This is a genomic window from Ewingella americana ATCC 33852, assembly GCF_000735345.1.
Lineage (GTDB): Bacteria > Pseudomonadota > Gammaproteobacteria > Enterobacterales > Enterobacteriaceae > Ewingella > Ewingella americana.
This window is the reverse complement of the sequence record NZ_JMPJ01000065.1, coordinates 173123-192696: the sequence shown is the minus strand read 5'-3', so window position 1 is coordinate 192696 and position 19574 is coordinate 173123. Positions and strand designations below refer to the sequence as shown.

The following is a 19574-nucleotide window of genomic DNA, read 5'->3' as shown; positions in this document are numbered from 1 at the left end:
TATAACAATTTACCGAGAAGAAAGTATGAACCCATCTGCTGAAGATAAATTATCATCGCTGGCCACCGTTCTGGCTCGCCGAGACTGGGAGAAACCTGCCTCGACGCAGTGCAATAGATTACCTGCGCATCCGCCGTTTAGCAGTTGGCGTGATGCACAGGAAGCCAGAGAAAATCAGCCTTCAGCAAAAATCCGCTGCCTCAATGGCGAATGGGGTTTCAGCTATTTTAACCGCCCGGAAGCGGTTCCTGAGCAATGGTTGCAACAGGATCTGGTTGACGCCGATCGCCTACAGGTGCCATCAAACTGGCAGCTGGCAGGCTATGACGCGCCAATATACACCAACGTTCAATATCCGATCCCGGTGGATCCGCCGTTTGTACCCGAAGAAAACCCCACTGGTTGTTACTCGCTCACATTTTCTGTGGATCATGACTGGCTGAGCAGCGGACAAACGCGCATCGTTTTTAACGGCGTCAATTCTGCGTTCTATTTATGGTGTAACGGCGAGTGGATCGGTTACTCACAGGACAGCCGTTTACCGGCTGAATTCGATCTCAGCAAGATTTTACACATTGGAGAAAATCGCCTGGCTGTGATGGTGCTGCGCTGGAGTGACGGCAGCTATCTGGAAGATCAGGATATGTGGCGCATGAGCGGCATTTTTCGAGATGTCACGTTACTGCACAAACCGGTGGAACAGATCACCGACTTGCAGGTGCGCACGCATCTATTCCACGGTTTCACGCAGGCGGAGCTGGAAGTGCAGGTCAGTGCCGCCGTGCCGCAGGAAACTGCGACTGATTATCAGGTGCGCGTCGAACTCTGGCAGGGTGATAAAGCGGTAGCAGAACATCAGCAACCGCTAGGCAGCGAAATTATTGATGAGCGGGGTGCAGCGTATGACCGTACTACGCTGCGCCTGCCAGTTAGCCGGCCGAAATTGTGGAGCGCAGAACAACCGGCGCTATATCGCGCGGTGATTTCACTGATTTCACCTAAAGGCCAACTTATTGAAGCCGAAGCGTGCGATGTCGGTTTCCGTCAGGTGGAAATCAGCACCGGATTGCTGAAAGTGAACGGTCAGCCAGTGCTGATCCGAGGCACCAACCGTCACGAGCATCATCCTGAAAACGGTCAGGTTATGGATGAAGCCACCATGCGTCGCGATATTGTGCTGATGAAACAGCACAACTTTAATGCCGTGCGCTGCTCGCATTATCCGAATCATCCACTGTGGTACAAGCTGTGCGACGAATACGGCTTGTACGTGGTGGATGAAGCGAATATCGAAACCCACGGCATGCAGCCGATGAATCGCCTGTCGGACGACCCGCTGTGGTTTAACGCTTTCAGCGAACGCGTCACGCGCATGGTTCAGCGCGACCGCAACCATCCCTGCATCATCATCTGGTCACTGGGCAACGAATCAGGGCATGGCGCAAACCACGACGCGCTCTATCGCTGGATCAAATCTGTCGACCCGACCCGTCCGGTGCAGTACGAAGGTGGGGGGGCTAACAGCGCAGCAACCGATATTATCTGTCCGATGTATTCCCGCGTTGAACAGGATCAGCCGTTCCCGGCGGTACCAAAATGGTCGATTAAAAAGTGGATCAGCATGCCGGATGAAACACGCCCGCTGATCCTCTGCGAATACGCTCATGCTATGGGCAACAGCTTCGGGGGATTCGATAAATACTGGCAAGCTTTCCGCCAGTATCCGCGTCTGCAGGGCGGTTTCGTCTGGGACTGGGTTGATCAGAGCCTGACCAAAACCTCGCCGCAGGGCAAAAGTTATCAGGTTTACGGCGGCGACTTCGGCGACACGCCGAATGACCGCCAGTTCTGTATGAACGGTCTGGTATTTGCCGATCGTACGCCGCATCCGTCCTTATTCGAAGCGCAGCGTGCACAGCAATTCTTCCAGTTCTCGCTGATCTGCACCTCACCTTTGACGATCGAAATTCAAAGTGAATATCTGTTCCGCGACAGTGATAACGAGCAGTTAGTCTGGCGTATTGAACATGACGGCGAAGTGATTTCACAAGGGGAAGCGGCACTGAATATAGCGCCAAACGGTAAACAGACGTTAGAGCTGGGTGATATCCCGCAGGCCGAAGGTGATATGTGGCTGAACGTTGCCGTACATCAGCCGCAGGCGACCGCGTGGTCTGAAGCCGGACATCGCAGCGCTTGGGATCAATGGCAGTTACCACAACCTCTGAGCCAGCCGGTGGCGGAAAGAATCCGCGCTGCTGCGCCGGTTTTGGATCAGCAGGGCGATCTGATTTCTGTGGCACACGGCGCGCAACGCTGGCAGTTCAGTCAGCAAACCGGGCAGCTTGAACAGTGGTTTGATGGCGAAACGCCGCGGCTGCTATCTGCGTTGCGCGACCAGTTTGTCCGCGCGCCCGTCGATAACGATATCGGCGTCAGTGAAGTGAGCCGTATTGATCCGAATGCCTGGATTGAGCGTTGGAAAGCCGCCGGAATGTATCACCTGGAATCGCGCCTGCTGAATATCAGCGCCGATCAGTTGCAGGACAGGGTGGTGATCACTACCACTCATGCGTTTATGACCGGTGAAGAAACGCGCCTGCTGAGCCGCAAAATTTTCAGCATCAATAATCAGGGCGAGTTGCATATCAGTGTCGACGTTCGTGTGGCGTCAAACGTGCCGTCACCGGGACGCATCGGCCTGACCTGTCAGTTAGCGGACAGTGCTGAGAACGTCCGCTGGCTGGGGCTAGGACCGCACGAAAACTATCCCGATCGCCGTCTGGCGGCGCAACACGGTCGCTGGGATTTGCCGCTGGCTGAGTTGTATACGCCATACGTTTTCCCTAGCGAAAACGGCCTGCGCGGTGAGACCCGCGAGTTGGATTACGCCGGATGGAAGTTACGCGGCAATTTCCACTTTGGTCTGAGCCGCTACAGTCTGCGCCAGCTGATGAATACCAGTCATCGTCACTTATTGCGTGAAGAAGAGGGCACATGGCTGAACATCGACGGCTTCCATATGGGCGTCGGCGGCGATGATTCGTGGAGCCCGAGCGTCAGCCCGGAATTCCTGCTGACAGCCGGTCAGTACCATTATTCGTTCATTTGGAAACGTGCCTGACAGCCTGTGCCGCTGGGTTAATTCCCAGCGGCGCAATATTCAGACGTAAGGAAACTGCTTATGTATTACCTGAAAAACACTAACTTTTGGATGTTCGGGCTGTTCTTCTTTTTCTACTTTTTCATCATGGGTGCCTACTTCCCGTTCTTCCCTATCTGGCTACATGACATCAATCACATTAGCAAAAGCGATACCGGCACTATTTTCGCCAGCATTTCGTTATTCTCGCTAATGTTCCAGCCGGTGTTTGGTTTACTTGCCGATAAACTCGGGCTGAAAAAACATCTGCTGTGGATCATCACCGGCATGCTGGTTTTGTTCGCGCCGTTCTTTATTTATGTTTTTGGCCCGTTACTGAAAATAAACATTTATCTTGGCTCGGTGGTCGGGGGGATTTACCTCGGACTGATTTACAACGCCGGTGCCCCCGCTATCGAGGCTTACATCGAAAAAGTCAGCCGTCGCAGCAGCTTTGAATTTGGCCGGGCGCGTATGTTTGGTTGTGTCGGCTGGGCGCTCTGCGCATCAGTGGTCGGCATCATGTTTACCATCAATAACGAATTCGTGTTCTGGCTCGGCTCCGGCTGTGCGGTGATCCTCGCCATTCTGTTACTGCTCGCCAAACCGGAGGTGAAATCAAGCGCCCGGGTGGCCAACGAACTGGGAGTGAACTCCAAATCGTTCAATCTCAAATTGGCGCTTGAGCTGCTGAAAGACAAAAAACTGTGGTTTCTTGCCCTGTACGTGATTGGTGTTTCCTGTACTTATGACGTATTCGATCAGCAGTTTGCCAATTTCTTTACCTCGTTCTTTTCTTCATCTTCAGAAGGGACGCGCGTCTTTGGCTACGTCACTACCCTGGGCGAATTGCTGAATGCCTGCATCATGTTCTTCGCGCCGCTGATTGTGAACCGCATAGGTGGTAAGAATGCTTTGCTGCTAGCCGGGATGATTATGTCGGTGCGTATCATCGGCTCTTCATTTGCTTCTTCACCGCTGGAGGTGGTGGTACTGAAAACGCTGCATATGTTTGAAATACCTTTCCTGATTGTGGGCTGTTTCAAATACATCACGTCGGTGTTTGAGGTGCGTTTCTCGGCAACGATTTATCTGGTCACCTTCTGCTTCTTCAAGCAGGTGGCAATCATGTTTATGTCCGTCTTTGCCGGGAACATGTATGACCGGATCGGTTTCCACGGAACGTATCTGATCCTTGGGTTGATCGCACTGACCTTCACGATAATCTCAGCCTTCACGCTGAGTGGTCGCGGGCCACTGCAGGCCTTTAAATCTCCTGAACCGCTGAAAAACAACCATGCAAATTCCTAATTTTACTGAAGTCTTTCCCGCGGGGTTGGCACTTCAACGCATTGTTAGTTACCCTTAAAAGCTTGAGGAGTCCATCCGCTGATTTTTCAGCGTGGTTTTTCTGGTTACCCGCGTGGGTACTTTTAGGGGTGTTTCGAATGGAAGATTTGAACGTTGTAGGCAGCATTAACAATGCTGGAAACTGGCTGGTGCGCAATCAGGAACTGTTGCTGCACTATGCCGTGAATATCGTCGCCGCGATCTTTATCCTGATCGTCGGTTTGATTGTGGCTCGCGTGCTGTCAGGCGCTGTGAGCCGTGTGATGAAGCTGCGTGGCATTGATCTGACCGTGTCCGACTTCCTCGCCGCGCTGGTGCGTTATGCCATTATCGCCTTCACGCTGATTGCCGTGCTGGGCCGTATCGGCGTGCAGACCACCTCCGTCATTGCGGTTATCGGTGCCGCCGGTTTGGCCGTAGGTTTGGCGCTGCAAGGTTCGCTGTCGAACTTCGCTGCGGGCGTGCTGCTGGTTATCTTCCGCCCATTCCGCGCCGGTGAATATGTCGATTTAGGCGGCGTTGCGGGTACCGTGACGCAGGTGCAGATCTTCTCTACCACGCTGCGTACCGTTGACGACAAAGTGATTGTGGTGCCAAACGGCAAAATCATCGCCGGTAACATCATCAACACTTCTCGCGAGCCAAACCGCCGTACCGAGATCATCGTCGGCGTAGGTTATGACTCGGATATCGACACGGTGAAGAAGGTGCTGGGCGACATTATCGCGGCCGACAAGCGTATCCAACACGACAAAGGCGTTACCGTTCGTCTGAACGAAATGGCGGCTTCCACTCTGAACTTCGTGGTGCGCGTTTGGACCACCAACGGCGACGCGCAGGAAGTGAACTGGGATCTGCTTGAAGCCTTCAAACGCGCGCTGGATAAAAACAACATCAATATTGCTTACCCGCAAATGGATGTTCACCTCTATCACGTGGCCGATGCCGCGGCGAGCCAGCAGGAAGATCAGCGTTCAATCGAGCAAAAAGGCGTGGCGGAATAAGCCTCCCTCAGTTCGAACTCAAACAGGCGCCTACGGGCGCCTTTTTTATGTCAGAGACTCAGCCAGTTTGGTGATTAGCAAAGCTTATGTGGGATTAGAATTATCAATTTCCGCTAATGACAAAGCTCGCATACACTGCGCGTCATTCCACTTTTGGACTTTTTTAAGGATTTCGACGTGCTGGCAATATTTTTTCAAGGGTTAGCGATGAGCGCGGCCATGATCTTACCCATCGGACCGCAAAACGCCTTTGTGATGAATCAGGGGATCCGTAAGCAATATCACCTGATGATCGCCTCGCTGTGTGCCATCAGCGACGCCCTGCTGATTTGCGCCGGTATCTTCGGCGGCAGCGCGCTGCTCAGCCAGTCACCGACCATTCTGGCGCTGGTTAGCTGGGGCGGCGTGGCTTTCCTGCTGTGGTACGGTTGGGGAGCGTTTCGCACCGCCTTCGCCAAAAATCCTGAACTCGCGCAGGCAGAAGTCGCCAAGCAGAGTCGCTGGAAAATCGTGGTCAGCATGCTGGCAGTCACTTGGCTCAACCCGCACGTTTACCTCGACACCTTTGTGGTGCTGGGCAGCCTCGGCGGCAGCCTGAGCAGCGACGAGCGCTCGTGGTTCGCATTGGGTGCCGTAATGGCGTCGGGCATCTGGTTCTTCGGCTTGGCGCTACTGGCGGCGATGCTCTCCCCTTGGCTCAACAGTGGCAAAGTACAGCGGATCATTAACTTCGTGGTCGGTGCGATCATGTGGGGAATTGCCGTTCAGTTGGCTCGCCAAACGCTGCACATGTAAACCTTCTGGCCGGGCATTTTTAAGATTTTGTCCCTAATCTTCATCTACAAATTGCTCTACTATGCTAGGGTTTTGAGGTTAGTGAACGAATTTAATGCCAAATCTGGAATGATTAATGGAGGCACTGTGAAATTGAAAGCATTGGCGATGGCTGCAATGTTGGGATTAGGGACGTTACCTGCTGCACTTCAGGCTGCTGAGGTACCTGCGGGTCCCCACGTAGTAACGTCAGGGACTGCCAGCGTGGACGCAACGCCGGATATTGCGACACTGGCGATTGAAGTCAATGTATCGGCCAAGGACGCCGCGTCAGCGAAGAAACAGGCTGACCAGCGCGTGGCGGAGTATTTTGCTTTCTTGCAGAAAAACGGTATTGAGAAGAAGGACATCAACGCCGCTAACCTGAGTACTCAACCGGAATATAACTACCTGAAAGACGGTGGCACCGAGCTGAAAGGCTATCGTGCCGTGCGTCAGGTGCAGGTAACTCTGCGTCAATTAGACAAGCTGAATGACCTGCTGGATGGTGCGCTGAGCTCCGGTCTGAATGAAATTCGCTCGGTAGAGCTTGGGGTTGCGAACCCAGCAAGCTTCCGCGATCAGGCTCGTCAGAAAGCGATTGATAACGCCACAGAGCAGGCTAAATCACTGGCCGAAGGCTTCCACGCTAAACTGGGTCCGGTTTACAGCATTCGCTATCACGTCGCCAACTACCAGCCAATGCCGGTAGCGCGTATGTACAAAGCGGCTGAAGCCTCGGCGCAAAGCGATGCGGCGCAAACTTATGAGCAGCAGAGCATCCACTTTGACGATCAGGTCGACGTGGTGTTTGAACTGCAACGCTAAGTCGTTGATTGCTTAAGTTGATTGTTTGAATTGACTGCTTGAAAAGAAAAACCCGCCTCGGCGGGTTTTTTTATGGGGAAGCGAAATCAATCCTGACGCAGCACCTGACGGCCGTGGGCCAGCAGGGCGTCGGTGACTTTACGCATCATGCGGCTTTCTGGCGCGAAACGGTGCCAGAACAGCATCCGGCGCTGGAACAGGCCCGGCGTCAGGTCGATCAGTTCGCCGCTTTCCAGCTCTTTCTCAATTTGCAGATGTGGGATCATACAGCAGGTAGTTCCCTGACGAGCCAGCTGCACAAAGGCTTCTGACGAGTTAACGATGTGGCACGGCACGCTGCCCGGCGATAAATCGAAATTCTGCTGCAAGAAGGCTTGATGCATGTCGTCAAGATGGTCAAAGGCCACGGCCGGGGCTTTTAGCAGCGCCGAGCGGGTCACGCCGTTGGGGAAGTAGCGATCGGCAAAAGGCTTGGAGGCGACAAACAGATAGTCCAGCGCGCCCAGTTGGTCCACCAGACAGCTGGGTAAAGGCTGCGGCTGAATACTTACCGCGCCCACCACTTCGCCGCGACGTAAGCGCTCTTGGGTGCGCGTTTCATCTTCAACCTGCAAGTTCAGGCGAATTGGCGAGTCGACCAGCACGGATTTCAGCGCGGGCAGCAGCCAGGTTGCCAGACTGTCGGCGTTGACCGCCAGCGACAGCAGCAGCGGCGTGTCATTGCTGTCGGTGCCGCTGTCATTGCCCAGCCACTCCTCTTCCAACAGTTCTACCTGATGCAACAGCGCCAGCAATTTTTGCCCTTGCTCAGTGGGGCGCGGCGGTACGGTTCTGACCAGAAGCGGCTGGCCGAACAAATTCTCGAGCTGCTTAATGCGTTGAGATACCGCCGATTGAGTGATGCAAAGCTTCTGCGCGGCGCGCTCAAAACCGCGCTCGCGGATCACAGCGTCCAGCGCCTGAAGCGTTCTATAGTCTGGGCGTTTCATCGGAGTTCTGTCCCTTGGATTTAATTTATTCAAACACTATGCCACAGATTTAGCGCATTTGGGGTGGACTAAAACGGGTCTTCCCGCAAGTTATTGCCAGCCGCCAGTGCGCCATAACTTGCTCGGTCGGCTTATATAAGTGTGATCTGGCTCGGAAGGCGACTGCCCAATTTACGGGGACATGCTTTATAATCATTGGCGTCGTTCCCCCGTACGCAAAACAGCAGAGAAGCCATGATGACTCAGGAAGAATTAAAGAAAGCAGTTGGTTGGGCCGCGCTTGACTACGTGACTCCCGGCACCATTGTTGGCGTTGGCACCGGCTCTACCGCCGCCCATTTTATTGACGCATTAGGCTCGATCAAACATCAAATCGAAGGCGCGGTATCCAGCTCAGACGCCTCGACCGCCAAACTCAAAAGCTTGGGTATCCACGTTTTCGACAGTAACGAAGTGGATGAACTGGCGGTGTATGTTGACGGTGCTGATGAAATCAACCACCAGATGCAGATGATCAAAGGCGGCGGTGCGGCACTGACGCGTGAAAAGATTATTGCGGCGATCAGCAAAAGGTTCGTTTGTATCGTTGATGCTTCTAAGCAGGTCGACGTACTGGGTAAATTCCCGCTGCCGGTCGAAGTGATCCCGATGGCGCGTTCTTACGTGGCGCGCGAATTGGTCAAGCTGGGCGGCCTGCCGGAGTATCGCCAAAATGTGGTTACCGACAACGGCAACGTGATTCTGGACGTGCACAACTTGTCGATTCTCGACGCCATCGCGCTGGAAAATAAGATCAACAGCATTGCCGGTGTGGTGACCGTCGGCCTGTTTGCTAACCGTGGCGCGGATATCGCGCTGGTCGGCACTGCAGACGGGGTCAAAACCGTCACGCTCAAGTGATCTGACTGACCTGAGCGATAAGTAGAAGATCTGGCTGCGTGAGTTTGCGCGCAGCCAGTTACACAGCGGTCATAATGCAATGTTATGAAGATGATAATTTACCGCCTGAATCATCTTTTCTTCACAGGGCCGAATTTGGTGACTTATGTCACATTCCTGCCTCATACCTCGGTAACATCCGGCTCCAAATTTCTTACTCAGCATTAAATTCTGTAAAGCCCTCGACTGACTGAGCCTTCTGCTAGCCACGAGGCAATCGTTTGTATTGATGATGGCGAATTTTTTGTTATGTTGGCTATGTTGCTGCCTCACGGCCGCCACGTCAGCGGTAAAAAACACCATCGGTTGCACACGTCGTCAGTCAGAATAATCAGTCAGAACAAATAGGGTCGGGAAATGGCAAAAGTATCACTTGAGAAAGACAAGATTAAATTTTTGTTAGTGGAAGGCGTCCACCAAAGTGCGGTTGATACACTCCGCGCCGCGGGTTACACCAATATTGAATTTCACAAAGGTGCTTTAGATAACGAATCGCTGAAAGAGTCGATCCGTGATGCGCACTTTGTTGGACTCCGATCGCGTACTCAACTGACTGAAGAAGTATTCGCTGCCGCTGAAAAACTGGTTGCCGTAGGCTGTTTCTGCATCGGGACCAATCAGGTTGACCTGAATGCAGCCACCAAGCGCGGTATCCCGGTCTTCAACGCGCCGTTCTCTAACACCCGTTCAGTCGCCGAAATGGTGCTGGGCGAAATGCTGCTGATGATGCGCGGTATCCCGGCTGCTAATGCCAAAGCACACCGTGGCGTGTGGCATAAACTGGCCGTCGGCTCGTTTGAAGCGCGCGGTAAGCGTCTGGGTATCATTGGTTACGGCCATATCGGTACCCAGCTGGGTATTCTGGCCGAAGGGCTGGGGATGCGCGTCTTCTTCTATGATATCGAAAGCAAACTGCCACTGGGCAACGCGCAACAGATAGCGAGCCTGAATGAACTGCTGCAAACCAGCGACGTGGTCACGCTGCACGTGCCTGAAACCCTGAACACCAAAGACATGATTGGCGCTGAGCAACTGGCACAGATGAAGCCGGGCTCGCTGCTGATCAACGCCTCACGCGGCACGGTTATTGATATCCCGGCGCTGTGCGACGCGCTGCGTAGCAAGCATCTTTCTGGCGCGGCTATCGACGTCTTCCCAGAAGAGCCTGCCACCAACAGCGACCCGTTCCATTCGCCGCTGTGTGAATTTGATAACGTGATCCTGACTCCGCACATCGGTGGTTCCACCATGGAAGCGCAGGAAGGCATCGGTCTGGAAGTGGCGGGTAAACTGGCGAAATACTCTGACAATGGTTCAACTCTGTCAGCCGTTAACTTCCCAGAAGCCTCTCTGCCAGCGCACGGCGCTAACGTCAGCCGCTTGCTGCATATCCATGAGAACCGTCCGGGCGTGCTGACCAGCATCAACCAGATCTTCGCCGAGCAGGGCATCAACATTGCCGCGCAGTACTTGCAGACTAGCCCGCAGATTGGTTACGTGGTTATCGATGTCGAAACCGACACCGCGACGCTGTCAACGGCACTTCAGCTGATGAAGGCGATCCCAGGCACCATTCGCGCCCGTCTTCTGTACTGATTTAACCTGCTGAAACAAATAACAAAGCCGCCGCAAGGCGGTTTTTTTATGTCTGAAATTGGGTGAGTTGTTAGCTTGGAGAGAGGGGAATTGTGGGAAAAGTAAAAAGAGTTAACGCTGAGCCTCAGAGCACTTCGAACTGCATCAGGAAGGAGAGGGTGATCAGACCGCAGAGGATCAAAGAACTGAGTGTAATTTCAAAAAGGTAGCGGCGCAGCATCATTATCAGCCCCTCAAGATAGTAAACCAGAGAAAAAAACACCCGGCGAACCGGGTGTTGAATAATCAGTCTTACTAACAGTGAGTGAATACGCTCACCAAGACTTCTTACTTATTTAGCTGCTGGAGCAGCTTTTTTAGCATGTTTCACGTGTTTTTTAGCAGCCTGAGCTTTCTGTGCCGGAGCAGCTTTTTTAGCGTGTTTTACGTGCTTTTTAGCAGCCTGGGCTTTCTGAGCTGGTGCAGCTTTTTTAGCGTGTTTTACGTGCTTTTTAGCAGCCTGGGCTTTCTGAGCTGGTGCGGCTTTCTTCGCTTTCTTGTGTTTCTTAGCAGCCTGAGCTTTCTGGGCAGCTTTCTTGTGTGCTTTCTTATGCTTAACAGCGTGTTTAGTTGGTGCTTTTGCAGCTGGAGCAGCAGCCGCTGGAGCAGCGGTAGTTGCAGCTGGGGCAGCAGCAGGAGCTGGTGCGGCAGTAGTGTCAGCAGCGAAAGCTACAGAAGACAGACCCATTGCAGCGGCAACAACCAGAGCTAATACTTTTTTCATGTTTAATTCCTCAAGAATTTCGGTTTATGTGTCTACCCCACTGCGGGGCCGATGGAAGAATAATAGGCGTGTCGAACAACATTGTCCGTGAGTGATTGGTTTCGGCGTGTAACGCTCTGTACAAACAAAAAACGCATAAATATCAATGAATTAATGTTTTCCTGTGACGTTGAAAATGTACAAATTGACTACTTAGTTACAACATACTGGACTTCTTGCATACATTTGAGGAATACAAAGGGTTAGAAACAATGGGAGGGAGAAAAGGAATCTTAGGGATCAGAAGGATTAGACCAATTTTACCACTGCCACACTTTGCTCGGTGTGATCACTTCAGGCAGCGGCACGTCCCAATGCTCTACCGGCAGGTTGTCGACTTGCTGGCAATCGTGCGCCAGCCCGATGGGATAAGGGCCGCCGTCCTGCCAGTTTTCCAGCGTGCGGTCATAGAAGCCGCCGCCCATGCCTAAACGCTGTCCGTGACTATCAAAGGCGACCAGCGGCGTAAGTATAATGTCCAATTGGGATAAAGGCACAATCTGCGTGGCGTCGAGGACAGGCTCGAGGATCTTCAGCTTATTGCGCACCAGAGGGGTGTCGGGGTTGTAGCGCAGAAAAAGCAAATTGCCGGATGTGAAAGGGTGCAGCACCGGCAGACAGAGCTGCTTGCCTTCTTGCCACAGTCGCTTAATCAGCGGCGCGGTATCCAGTTCGCCATCAAAAGAGAGAAACACTGAGATCGTGCTGGCAGCTTGAATACGCGGATGTGTCGCCACGCGATCAGCGGCTTGCTGGGCAAAGAGACTTTGCTGCTCGGAAGTAAGATTTTTTCTGCGTTGACGGACTTCAGTGCGAATCTGTTGGCGGATTGATGCGTGCTGGGGAGTGTGCGACATAGATACAACAACCAAAATGGGGTGTACCGACTAGAAAGGGGAATCTCCGAGATGCCGTCGCAGGCTGTAACCCTTGAACCCATGGTTCAAGGTGAACGTGCTGTCGTAATCTTTAGGCTTCTCGGACGGACCGAGCATGCGCACCGATTACGGATCATCACATTCTGTTGGTACTAATTATCGGCTCAGGGGACGGGCCCGCTGGCGAACATCTCAGAGAAATTTTTTTACTCATTGCTGACTGCCTGTGACCAGCGAATCAACAACTTAGTATTAGTTATCGAACTTACTCGAAAGGAGCCCCTTCGCGTTCCGATATCTTACCTTGTTCGAGCAAAGCCTGCTCGATGGTTTGTTGCAGCATCCGAATACGTTGTTCCATATTGGAGGCATAGTCACGGGTTTTCAACCGTTCTTGAGCAAGTTCGTGACACACATTCAGTGCCGCGATGAAAACTAACTGCTCTGTATTGGTGACTCTAGTGCGAACTTTAAGATCTTGCAACCGCTGATTAAGATCCTCAGCAGCCATGTTCAATGCTTCTTGTTGTTCTGGCGGACAATTCACTCTTAACGAGCGGCCAAAAATTTGAATATCTACCGGTTGTGCAGACATGCCACCTTCCTGCCTTCTTTGAACGCCGCGCCAACACAAGCACTTTGACTCGCACAGGTCGTTGGAAGCGGCCTCACTATAACTATCTCAATACCAGGTTACAACCCCATGACGAACTGATTGCTGGATGTTTGTCCAGTGCATTTGCCGGCCAAAGAGAGGCTCAACAACTGCCATTCGCTGGTCTGCTAATCTGGTACTACGACTGACCTTGGTGGTAGCATAACACGAACTTAACCGACCAACGATGGCGAATACGCATGTCTATTGAGAATACTTATCCTACTTATGATTCGTTGGATCACGCGCTGAAACAGCAATCTGTCGCGCTGACCGCGGCGGAAATGCACGGACTTATCAGTGGCCTGCTGTGCGGCGGTAACCGTGACGGCAGCTGGCTGACGCTGGTGCATGACCTGACCAATGAAGGCATGGCCTTCCCCCACACGCTGGCAGATTTGCTGCAACAGCTGCGCAAAGCCACGGCTGACACGCTGGAAGATGACAGCTTTGAATTCAACATGTTAATGCCGGACGACGAAAAGCACATTTTCGAACGCGCCGATGCATTAGCCGGTTGGGTGAACCACTTCCTGCTGGGGCTGGGTATGATGCAGCCGAAGCTTGCCAAAGTGAAAGGCGAAGTGGGCGAAGCCATTGACGACCTGCGCAGCATTGCCCAGCTCGGTTATGAAGAAGATGAAGACCAAGAGCAACTGGCTTCTTCTCTGGAGGAGGTGGTCGAGTACGTTCGCGTGGCGGCTATCTTATGCTTCGGCGAATTTGGTCACAGCCACCCGCTGGCACCGGAAAGCCCGCGCACGCTGCATTAATTAGTCACATAACAATAAATTAAAACCGTTTTGGGAGATGAAGTGATGACTCAGCAGGAATTCGAAAATCGCCGTCAGGCTCTGTTAGCCAAGATGGCACCGGGCAGCGCGGCAATTATCTTCGCTGCCCCAGAAGCATTGCGCAGTGCTGACAGTGATTATCCTTTCCGTCAAAACAGCGACTTCTGGTATCTCACTGGGTTTAACGAGCCGGAAGCCGCGCTGGTGCTGGTGAAAAGCGATGAGAATCACAACCACAGCGTGCTGTTTAACCGCGTGCGTGATTTGACTGCTGAGATCTGGTTCGGTCGCCGTCTGGGTCAGGACGCGGCACCTGCCAAGTTGGGTATCGACCGCGCGCTGCCGTTTGACGACATCAACACCCAACTTCATCTTCTCTTTAACGGTCTTGATGCGCTGTATCACGCGCAGGGCGAATACGCCTATGCCGACGAGATCGTCAATCGCGCCATGGACAAGCTGCGCAAAGGTTCGCGCCAAAGCCTGAGTGCGCCGGACACCGTCATCGACTGGCGTCCTATCGTGCATGAAATGCGCCTGTTCAAATCGCCGGAAGAAATTGCCGTGATGCGCCGCGCGGGGGAGATCACCGCTCTGGCCCATACTCGCGCGATGGAAAAATGCCGCGCTGGCCTGTTTGAATACCACCTTGAAGGCGAAATTCATCACGAATTTAACCGCCACGGCGCGCGCTTCCCTTCCTATAACACCATTGTTGGCAGCGGCGAAAACGGCTGCATCCTGCACTACACCGAAAATGAATCCCAGCTGCGCGACGGCGATTTAGTGCTGATTGACGCGGGCTGTGAGTTCCAAGGCTATGCCGGTGATATCACCCGCACCTTCCCGGTGAGCGGCAAGTTCAGCAAAGCGCAGCGCGAAATCTATGACATCGTGCTGGCTTCCGAATACAAAGCGCTGGAAGTGTTACGTCCGGGCAGCAGCATCCAAGAAGCCAATGAAGCCGCCGTCCGCGTGATGCTGGAAGGCTTGGTCAAGCTTGGCATCCTGCACGGCGACGTCGACACCCTTTATAGCGAGCAGGCGCACCGCCCGTTCTTTATGCACGGCCTGTCCCACTGGCTGGGTCTGGATGTGCATGACGTCGGCAACTACGGCAGTCCTGAGCGCACCCGTACTCTTGAGCCGGGCATGGTGCTGACTGTCGAGCCGGGCCTGTATATCGCGCCAGATGCCGATGTGCCCGAGCAGTATCGCGGTATTGGTATACGCATTGAAGACGACATCCTGATCACCGCCGACGGCATTGAAATCTTTACCGGCGACGTGGTGAAAGAGGCCGATGAGATTGAAGCCCTGATGGCGGCGGCCCGTAAATAATATGAGCATTATTATTGTTGGCGGCGGGATGACCGGCGCCACGCTGGCACTGGCTATCTCCTCGCTGACCCAAGGCCAACTGCCGGTACATCTGATTGAGGCTTCTTCGCTGGGTGGCAGTGGCCATCCGGGGTTTGACGCCCGATCCATCGCGCTGGCCCAAGGCACTTGCCAGCAGCTGGCGCGCATCGGGTTGTGGTCTGCTTTAGCGGATATCGCCACGCCGATCAGCGACATTCATGTCAGCGATCGCGGCCATGCGGCTTTTGTGAATCTCAATGCCGGGCATTATGGCGTGGAAGCGTTGGGTCAGGTGGTTGAGCTGCACGGCGTGGGCCAACGGCTGTTCGCCAGACTGAAAGAGGCACCTGGCGTCATGTTGCACTGCCCGGCGAAAGTCACCGACGTGCAGCGTAGGGTAGACGGTGCCAGCGTCACGCTCGACAACGGCGAGGTGCTCGACGGCAAGCTGCTGGTGGCGGCGGACGGTTCTCATTCGATGCTCGGCAAAGCCTGCAATATTCGCTGGCAGCGCGAGGATTACGGCCAGATTGCGGTGATCGCCAACGTGGTCACCAGCGAACCTCATCGCGGCCGGGCTTTTGAGCGTTTTACCGAGCACGGCCCGCTGGCTCTGCTTCCGATGTCGAAAGGGCGCAGCTCTTTGGTCTGGTGCCATCCTCGCGAGGCGCAGGCTGACATTGATAGCTGGAGCGAAGAGAAATTCCTCGCCGAGCTGCAAAAAGCCTTTGGCTGGCGCTTGGGTAAAATGCAGCAGGCGGGCACGCGATTCAGCTATCCGCTGCAATTGCAGACCGCCAGCAGCCACATTAGCCATCGGCTGGCGCTGGTCGGCAACGCCTCGCAAACCCTGCATCCGATAGCAGGTCAGGGCTTTAACCTTGGCCTGCGTGACGTCATGACCTTGGCCGAAACCGTGGCGACGGCGCATCTGGCCGGCAATGACATTGGCAGCTACCGCGTGTTAAGTGGCTATCAGCAGCGTCGCCAGCCAGACCAGCAGGCGACGGTCGGCGTGACCGACGGCCTGATCCACCTTTTCGCCAATCGCTATGTTCCCTTGATGGTCGGGCGTAATCTCGGCCTAATGGCGATGGAAGGCATTTCCCCCCTGCGTGATGCCTTTACACGCCGGACGCTAGGTTGGGTGAGCCGCTGAACCTCTTCCCACAGGAAAATTTATGCAATCTTTTGATGTAGTTATCGCCGGTGGCGGCATGGTTGGACTCGCGCTGGCCTGTGGGTTACAGGGCAGTGGCCTGCGCGTTGCCGTGGTGGACAGCCACCAACCCGACCTCGACTCTCCACTGCCAGCAGCTCCGGGTCTGCGCGTTTCGGCCATTAATGCCGCCAGCGAGCGCCTGCTGCAATATATCGGCGTGTGGGACAACATCACCGCCCAGCGCGTCAATGCATATCAAGGCATGGAAGTGTGGGACCGCGACAGCTTCGGCAAAATCGCTTTCCGTGGCGAAGAGTATGGTTTCAGCCACTTGGGTCACATCATCGAAAACGAGGTGATCCTGCGCGCGCTTTGGCAAAAAGCCGAGCAATCTTCTGACATCACTTTGCTCTGCCCGGCGACCTTGAAAAACGTGGCTTGGGGCGAAAACGACGCCTTTGTTACCTTGAACGACGATCGCCAGCTCAGCGCCCGTTTAGTGGTTGGCGCGGACGGCGCGCAGTCTTGGCTGCGCCAGCATGCCGATATCCCGCTGACATTCTGGGACTATCGCCACCATGCGCTGGTCGCCACTATTCGCACCGCCGAGCCTCACCAGTCGGTGGCGCGGCAGGTATTTCATGGCGAAGGCATTCTGGCATTCCTGCCGCTGGCTGACCCGCATCTGTCTTCCATCGTTTGGTCAGTTTCTCCAGAAGAAGCCCAACGGCTGTCTGCTCTATCTAATGACGAGTTCAATAAAGTCCTCGCTAGCACCTTCGACCTGCGTTTGGGGCTGTGCTCGGTTGAAAGCGAACGTCTTACCTTCCCACTGACTGGCCGCTACGCGCGCAGTTTTGCCGCCCAGCGTCTGGCGCTGGTGGGCGACGCCGCGCACACCGTGCATCCGCTGGCCGGGCAGGGGGTGAACCTTGGTTTTATGGACGCCGCCGAATTGGCGTCTGAAATCAGACGTTTGCAGCGCGCGGGCAAAGACTTCGGCCAGCACATGTATCTGCGCCGCTATGAGCGCCGCCGCAAACACAGCGCCGCGCTGATGCTGGCGGGCATGCAGGGGTTCCGCGAACTGTTCAACGGCGATAACCCGGCGAAAAAACTGCTGCGCGACATCGGGCTGACGCTGGCGGATTCCCTGCCGGGCGTGAAGCCAAAACTGGTGCGTCAGGCAATGGGATTGAATGATTTACCCGAATGGCTGGAGCAGGATCCCGTTCGATTGAAATAATCTAATTTCAGCGCCTTTTTCCCATTACTTTTTATAATGCGAGGCCGGATATCCCACTCTGCAAATGGTGAGATATCCGGCCTCTTCGTTATATAACATCGAGATTTTTGTGGTTCATTTGTAGATTTTGCGCCATAAACCCCATTTTTCTAGTCAGAAACTCTGCACAATACTCCTCGCTTATCCCTGCTGTTTCTCCAGATACTGATATTTTAACTTATGGTTAGCAGGGAGATTCGGTGATAAGTTCGAGCTATAGGATAACGTTTGCGTCGCCCTTGGTCCTTCGCGCTATTTTGGTGTTGGCTGCCCTGATTCACCCAGTCACTTACTTGAGTAAGCTGCTGGAACTCACTCAGTTGCCGCCTTGATACAGCGCGAATGATTTAGGGGAAACGAGAGCAATTTATATTCCGATATTCCGACTTCGTTTTTGCATTCGCAGGTTAATGAGGATCAAGATGGTTAAGCAGACTCAGCTTTATGAACAACACGTGGCGTGCGGTGCGCGTATGGTTGATTTCCACGGTTGGATGATGCCGTTGCACTACGGCTCACAGCTTGATGAGCACCACGCGGTGCGTCAGGACGCTGGCATGTTCGATGTCTCCCACATGACGATTGTTGATCTGCACGGCGCCCGTACTCGTGAATTCCTGCGCTATTTGGTGGCCAACGATGTTGCCAAGCTGACCGTTCCCGGCAAAGCGCTTTATACCGGCATGCTTAACGCATCCGGCGGCGTGATTGACGACCTGATTATCTACTTCTTTACTGAAGATTATTTCCGCTTGGTGGTGAACTCCGCCACGCGCGACAAAGATTTGGCATGGATTTCGCAGCATGCAGAAGCCTACGGCGTTGAAGTCACCGTGCGTGATGACTTGGCGCTGATTGCCGTTCAAGGCCCTCAGGCCAAAGAGCGCGCTGGCACGCTGTTCACTGAAGAGCAGAAGCAAGCCGTGGCCGGAATGAAACCATTCTTCGGCGTTCAGGCCGGTGACCTGTTTATCGCCACCACTGGCTACACCGGCGAAGCGGGCTACGAAATTGCCGTGAAGAAAGAGCAAGCCGCTGACCTGTGGCAGAAACTCCTCAAGGCTGGCGTCAAACCTGCCGGGCTGGGCGCGCGCGACACCCTGCGTCTGGAAGCAGGCATGAACTTATACGGTCAGGAGATGGATGAAGGCGTGTCTCCACTGGCGGCCAACATGGGCTGGACCATCGCCTGGGTGCCGGAAGATCGCGATTTCATCGGCCGCGCTGCGCTGGAAAAACAGCGTGAGCAGGGGACCGAAGAACTGGTCGGATTGATCATGACCGAAAAAGGCGTATTACGTAATGAGCTGCCGGTGCGTTTCACCGACGCTGCGGGCAACCAGCAGGAAGGCGTCATCACCAGCGGCTCATTCTCACCGACTTTGGGTTACAGCATCGCGCTGGCTCGCGTTCCGGCTGGCATCGGCGAAAACGCCATCGTGCAGATCCGTAACCGCGAAATGCCAGTCAGAGTGACCAAACCTGGTTTTGTTCGTAACGGTAAGCCGTTGGTTTAATAACGAATTCATTAATATCTGAAAATTTTTGGAGATTCTTTCATGAGCAATGTTCCATCAGAATTGAAATACGCCGCGTCACACGAATGGGTTCGTTCAGAGGGTAACGGCGTTTACACCGTAGGGATTACCGAACACGCGCAAGAATTGCTGGGCGACATGGTTTTCGTCGACCTGCCAGAAGTGGGCCGCCAAGTGGCTGCCGGTGAAGACTGCGCCGTTGCCGAGTCGGTCAAGGCGGCGTCTGACATCTACTCCCCAATCAGCGGCGAAATCATTGCAGTAAACGCCGAGCTGGAGAGTTCACCAGAGCTGGTCAACAGCGAGCCATACGGCGACGGTTTCCTGTTCCAGATTAAAGCCTCTGATGAAAGCGAAATCGCTAACTTACTCAGCGCCGACGCCTATCTTTCAGGTATCGACGAGTAATGAAGTGCTGCCCCGTAAGCCGTTTACGG

The 19574-nt window shown here is 54.1% G+C and carries 18 protein-coding genes and 1 other RNA gene; 13 read left to right on the top strand and 6 right to left on the bottom strand.

What is annotated here, in order from left to right; translation table 11 throughout:
* Window positions 1-25: 25 nt before the first annotated feature.
* From GEAM_RS15250 to GEAM_RS15230, 5 genes are all read left to right on the top strand, one after another.
* Complete coding sequence (locus GEAM_RS15250; protein WP_034793037.1) at window positions 26-3124, top strand: beta-galactosidase; 3099 nt, start codon at window positions 26-28, stop codon at window positions 3122-3124.
* Between the two features lie 60 nt (window positions 3125-3184).
* Window positions 3185-4453, top strand: a complete 1269-nt coding sequence (locus GEAM_RS15245) for an MFS transporter (protein ID WP_034793035.1) — start codon at window positions 3185-3187, stop codon at window positions 4451-4453.
* A gap of 137 nt (window positions 4454-4590) precedes the next feature.
* Window positions 4591-5496 carry a small-conductance mechanosensitive channel MscS gene (gene mscS, locus GEAM_RS15240; protein ID WP_034793034.1) on the top strand — a complete coding sequence of 302 codons (906 nt, stop codon included), beginning with the start codon at window positions 4591-4593 and terminating at the stop codon, window positions 5494-5496.
* Between the two features lie 177 nt (window positions 5497-5673).
* Window positions 5674-6291 carry an arginine exporter ArgO gene (argO, locus tag GEAM_RS15235; protein ID WP_034793032.1) on the top strand — a complete coding sequence of 206 codons (618 nt, stop codon included), beginning with the start codon at window positions 5674-5676 and terminating at the stop codon, window positions 6289-6291.
* 126 nt (window positions 6292-6417) lie between these two features.
* Entirely contained in the window at window positions 6418-7137 is a 720-nt protein-coding gene (locus GEAM_RS15230; protein WP_072009911.1) for an oxidative stress defense protein, read from the top strand.
* An 86-nt stretch (window positions 7138-7223) separates the two neighbouring features.
* On the opposite strand, the gene GEAM_RS15225 is transcribed toward GEAM_RS15230, so the two are convergent.
* Window positions 7224-8126 (bottom strand): LysR family transcriptional regulator ArgP, encoded by a 903-nt coding sequence (locus GEAM_RS15225; protein WP_034793031.1) that lies wholly within the window; start codon window positions 8124-8126, stop codon window positions 7224-7226.
* Between the two features lie 237 nt (window positions 8127-8363).
* On the opposite strand from GEAM_RS15225, the gene rpiA reads away from it, so the two are divergent.
* Both rpiA and serA read left to right on the top strand, forming a co-directional pair.
* A complete protein-coding gene (rpiA, locus tag GEAM_RS15220; protein WP_034793029.1) occupies window positions 8364-9026 on the top strand; it encodes a ribose-5-phosphate isomerase RpiA in 663 nt (220 codons plus the stop codon).
* 396 nt (window positions 9027-9422) lie between these two features.
* The gene (gene serA, locus GEAM_RS15210) at window positions 9423-10661 is read left to right on the top strand and encodes a phosphoglycerate dehydrogenase (protein ID WP_034793024.1); all 1239 of its coding nucleotides are present in this window, start codon (window positions 9423-9425) and stop codon (window positions 10659-10661) included.
* A gap of 124 nt (window positions 10662-10785) precedes the next feature.
* Here serA and ydgU read toward each other — a convergent pair whose 3' ends face one another.
* From ydgU to zapA, 5 genes are all read right to left on the bottom strand, one after another.
* On the bottom strand, window positions 10786-10884 hold the full coding sequence (ydgU, locus tag GEAM_RS23610; RefSeq protein WP_456863683.1) for a small membrane protein YdgU: 99 nt from the start codon (window positions 10882-10884) through the stop codon (window positions 10786-10788).
* Window positions 10885-10992: 108 nt separating this feature from the next.
* Window positions 10993-11424, bottom strand: coding sequence for an acid resistance repetitive basic protein Asr (gene asr / locus GEAM_RS15205; protein ID WP_034790559.1), 432 nt, complete (start codon window positions 11422-11424; stop codon window positions 10993-10995).
* A gap of 299 nt (window positions 11425-11723) precedes the next feature.
* Window positions 11724-12320: a 5-formyltetrahydrofolate cyclo-ligase gene (locus GEAM_RS15200; RefSeq protein ID WP_034793023.1), complete on the bottom strand. Its 597-nt coding sequence runs from the start codon at window positions 12318-12320 to the stop codon at window positions 11724-11726.
* Between the two features lie 39 nt (window positions 12321-12359).
* Window positions 12360-12543, bottom strand: a non-coding RNA gene (gene ssrS / locus GEAM_RS22805) — 6S RNA.
* A gap of 63 nt (window positions 12544-12606) precedes the next feature.
* Window positions 12607-12936, bottom strand: coding sequence for a cell division protein ZapA (zapA, locus tag GEAM_RS15195; protein WP_034793021.1), 330 nt, complete (start codon window positions 12934-12936; stop codon window positions 12607-12609).
* 260 nt (window positions 12937-13196) lie between these two features.
* Here zapA and GEAM_RS15190 point away from each other — a divergent pair, with 260 nt between their 5' ends.
* From GEAM_RS15190 to gcvH, 6 genes are all read left to right on the top strand, one after another.
* Window positions 13197-13769 carry a YecA/YgfB family protein gene (locus GEAM_RS15190; protein ID WP_034793019.1) on the top strand — a complete coding sequence of 191 codons (573 nt, stop codon included), beginning with the start codon at window positions 13197-13199 and terminating at the stop codon, window positions 13767-13769.
* 45 nt (window positions 13770-13814) lie between these two features.
* Window positions 13815-15131 (top strand): Xaa-Pro aminopeptidase, encoded by a 1317-nt coding sequence (pepP, locus tag GEAM_RS15185; RefSeq protein WP_034793017.1) that lies wholly within the window; start codon window positions 13815-13817, stop codon window positions 15129-15131.
* A gap of 1 nt (window position 15132) precedes the next feature.
* On the top strand, window positions 15133-16311 hold the full coding sequence (gene ubiH / locus GEAM_RS15180; RefSeq protein ID WP_034793015.1) for a 2-octaprenyl-6-methoxyphenyl hydroxylase: 1179 nt from the start codon (window positions 15133-15135) through the stop codon (window positions 16309-16311).
* A gap of 22 nt (window positions 16312-16333) precedes the next feature.
* A complete protein-coding gene (gene ubiI, locus GEAM_RS15175) occupies window positions 16334-17560 on the top strand; it encodes an FAD-dependent 2-octaprenylphenol hydroxylase (RefSeq protein WP_034793011.1) in 1227 nt (408 codons plus the stop codon).
* Window positions 17561-18021: 461 nt separating this feature from the next.
* On the top strand, window positions 18022-19116 hold the full coding sequence (gene gcvT / locus GEAM_RS15170) for a glycine cleavage system aminomethyltransferase GcvT (RefSeq protein ID WP_034793008.1): 1095 nt from the start codon (window positions 18022-18024) through the stop codon (window positions 19114-19116).
* A gap of 42 nt (window positions 19117-19158) precedes the next feature.
* The gene (gene gcvH, locus GEAM_RS15165; RefSeq protein WP_034793005.1) at window positions 19159-19545 is read left to right on the top strand and encodes a glycine cleavage system protein GcvH; all 387 of its coding nucleotides are present in this window, start codon (window positions 19159-19161) and stop codon (window positions 19543-19545) included.
* Window positions 19546-19574 lie beyond the last annotated feature (29 nt).

Coding starts and splice junctions, on each gene's coding strand:
- GEAM_RS15250 (WP_034793037.1), top strand. CDS start 26: ATGAACCCATCTGCTGAAGATAAATTATCATCGCTGGCCACCGTTCTG.
- GEAM_RS15245 (WP_034793035.1), top strand. CDS start 3,185: ATGTATTACCTGAAAAACACTAACTTTTGGATGTTCGGGCTGTTCTTC.
- mscS (WP_034793034.1), top strand. CDS start 4,591: ATGGAAGATTTGAACGTTGTAGGCAGCATTAACAATGCTGGAAACTGG.
- GEAM_RS15225 (WP_034793031.1), bottom strand. CDS start 8,126: ATGAAACGCCCAGACTATAGAACGCTTCAGGCGCTGGACGCTGTGATC.
- rpiA (WP_034793029.1), top strand. CDS start 8,364: ATGACTCAGGAAGAATTAAAGAAAGCAGTTGGTTGGGCCGCGCTTGAC.
- serA (WP_034793024.1), top strand. CDS start 9,423: ATGGCAAAAGTATCACTTGAGAAAGACAAGATTAAATTTTTGTTAGTG.
- ydgU (WP_456863683.1), bottom strand. CDS start 10,884: ATGATGCTGCGCCGCTACCTTTTTGAAATTACACTCAGTTCTTTGATC.
- asr (WP_034790559.1), bottom strand. CDS start 11,424: ATGAAAAAAGTATTAGCTCTGGTTGTTGCCGCTGCAATGGGTCTGTCT.
- GEAM_RS15200 (WP_034793023.1), bottom strand. CDS start 12,320: ATGTCGCACACTCCCCAGCACGCATCAATCCGCCAACAGATTCGCACT.
- zapA (WP_034793021.1), bottom strand. CDS start 12,936: ATGTCTGCACAACCGGTAGATATTCAAATTTTTGGCCGCTCGTTAAGA.
- GEAM_RS15190 (WP_034793019.1), top strand. CDS start 13,197: ATGTCTATTGAGAATACTTATCCTACTTATGATTCGTTGGATCACGCG.
- pepP (WP_034793017.1), top strand. CDS start 13,815: ATGACTCAGCAGGAATTCGAAAATCGCCGTCAGGCTCTGTTAGCCAAG.
- ubiH (WP_034793015.1), top strand. CDS start 15,133: ATGAGCATTATTATTGTTGGCGGCGGGATGACCGGCGCCACGCTGGCA.
- ubiI (WP_034793011.1), top strand. CDS start 16,334: ATGCAATCTTTTGATGTAGTTATCGCCGGTGGCGGCATGGTTGGACTC.
- gcvT (WP_034793008.1), top strand. CDS start 18,022: ATGGTTAAGCAGACTCAGCTTTATGAACAACACGTGGCGTGCGGTGCG.
- gcvH (WP_034793005.1), top strand. CDS start 19,159: ATGAGCAATGTTCCATCAGAATTGAAATACGCCGCGTCACACGAATGG.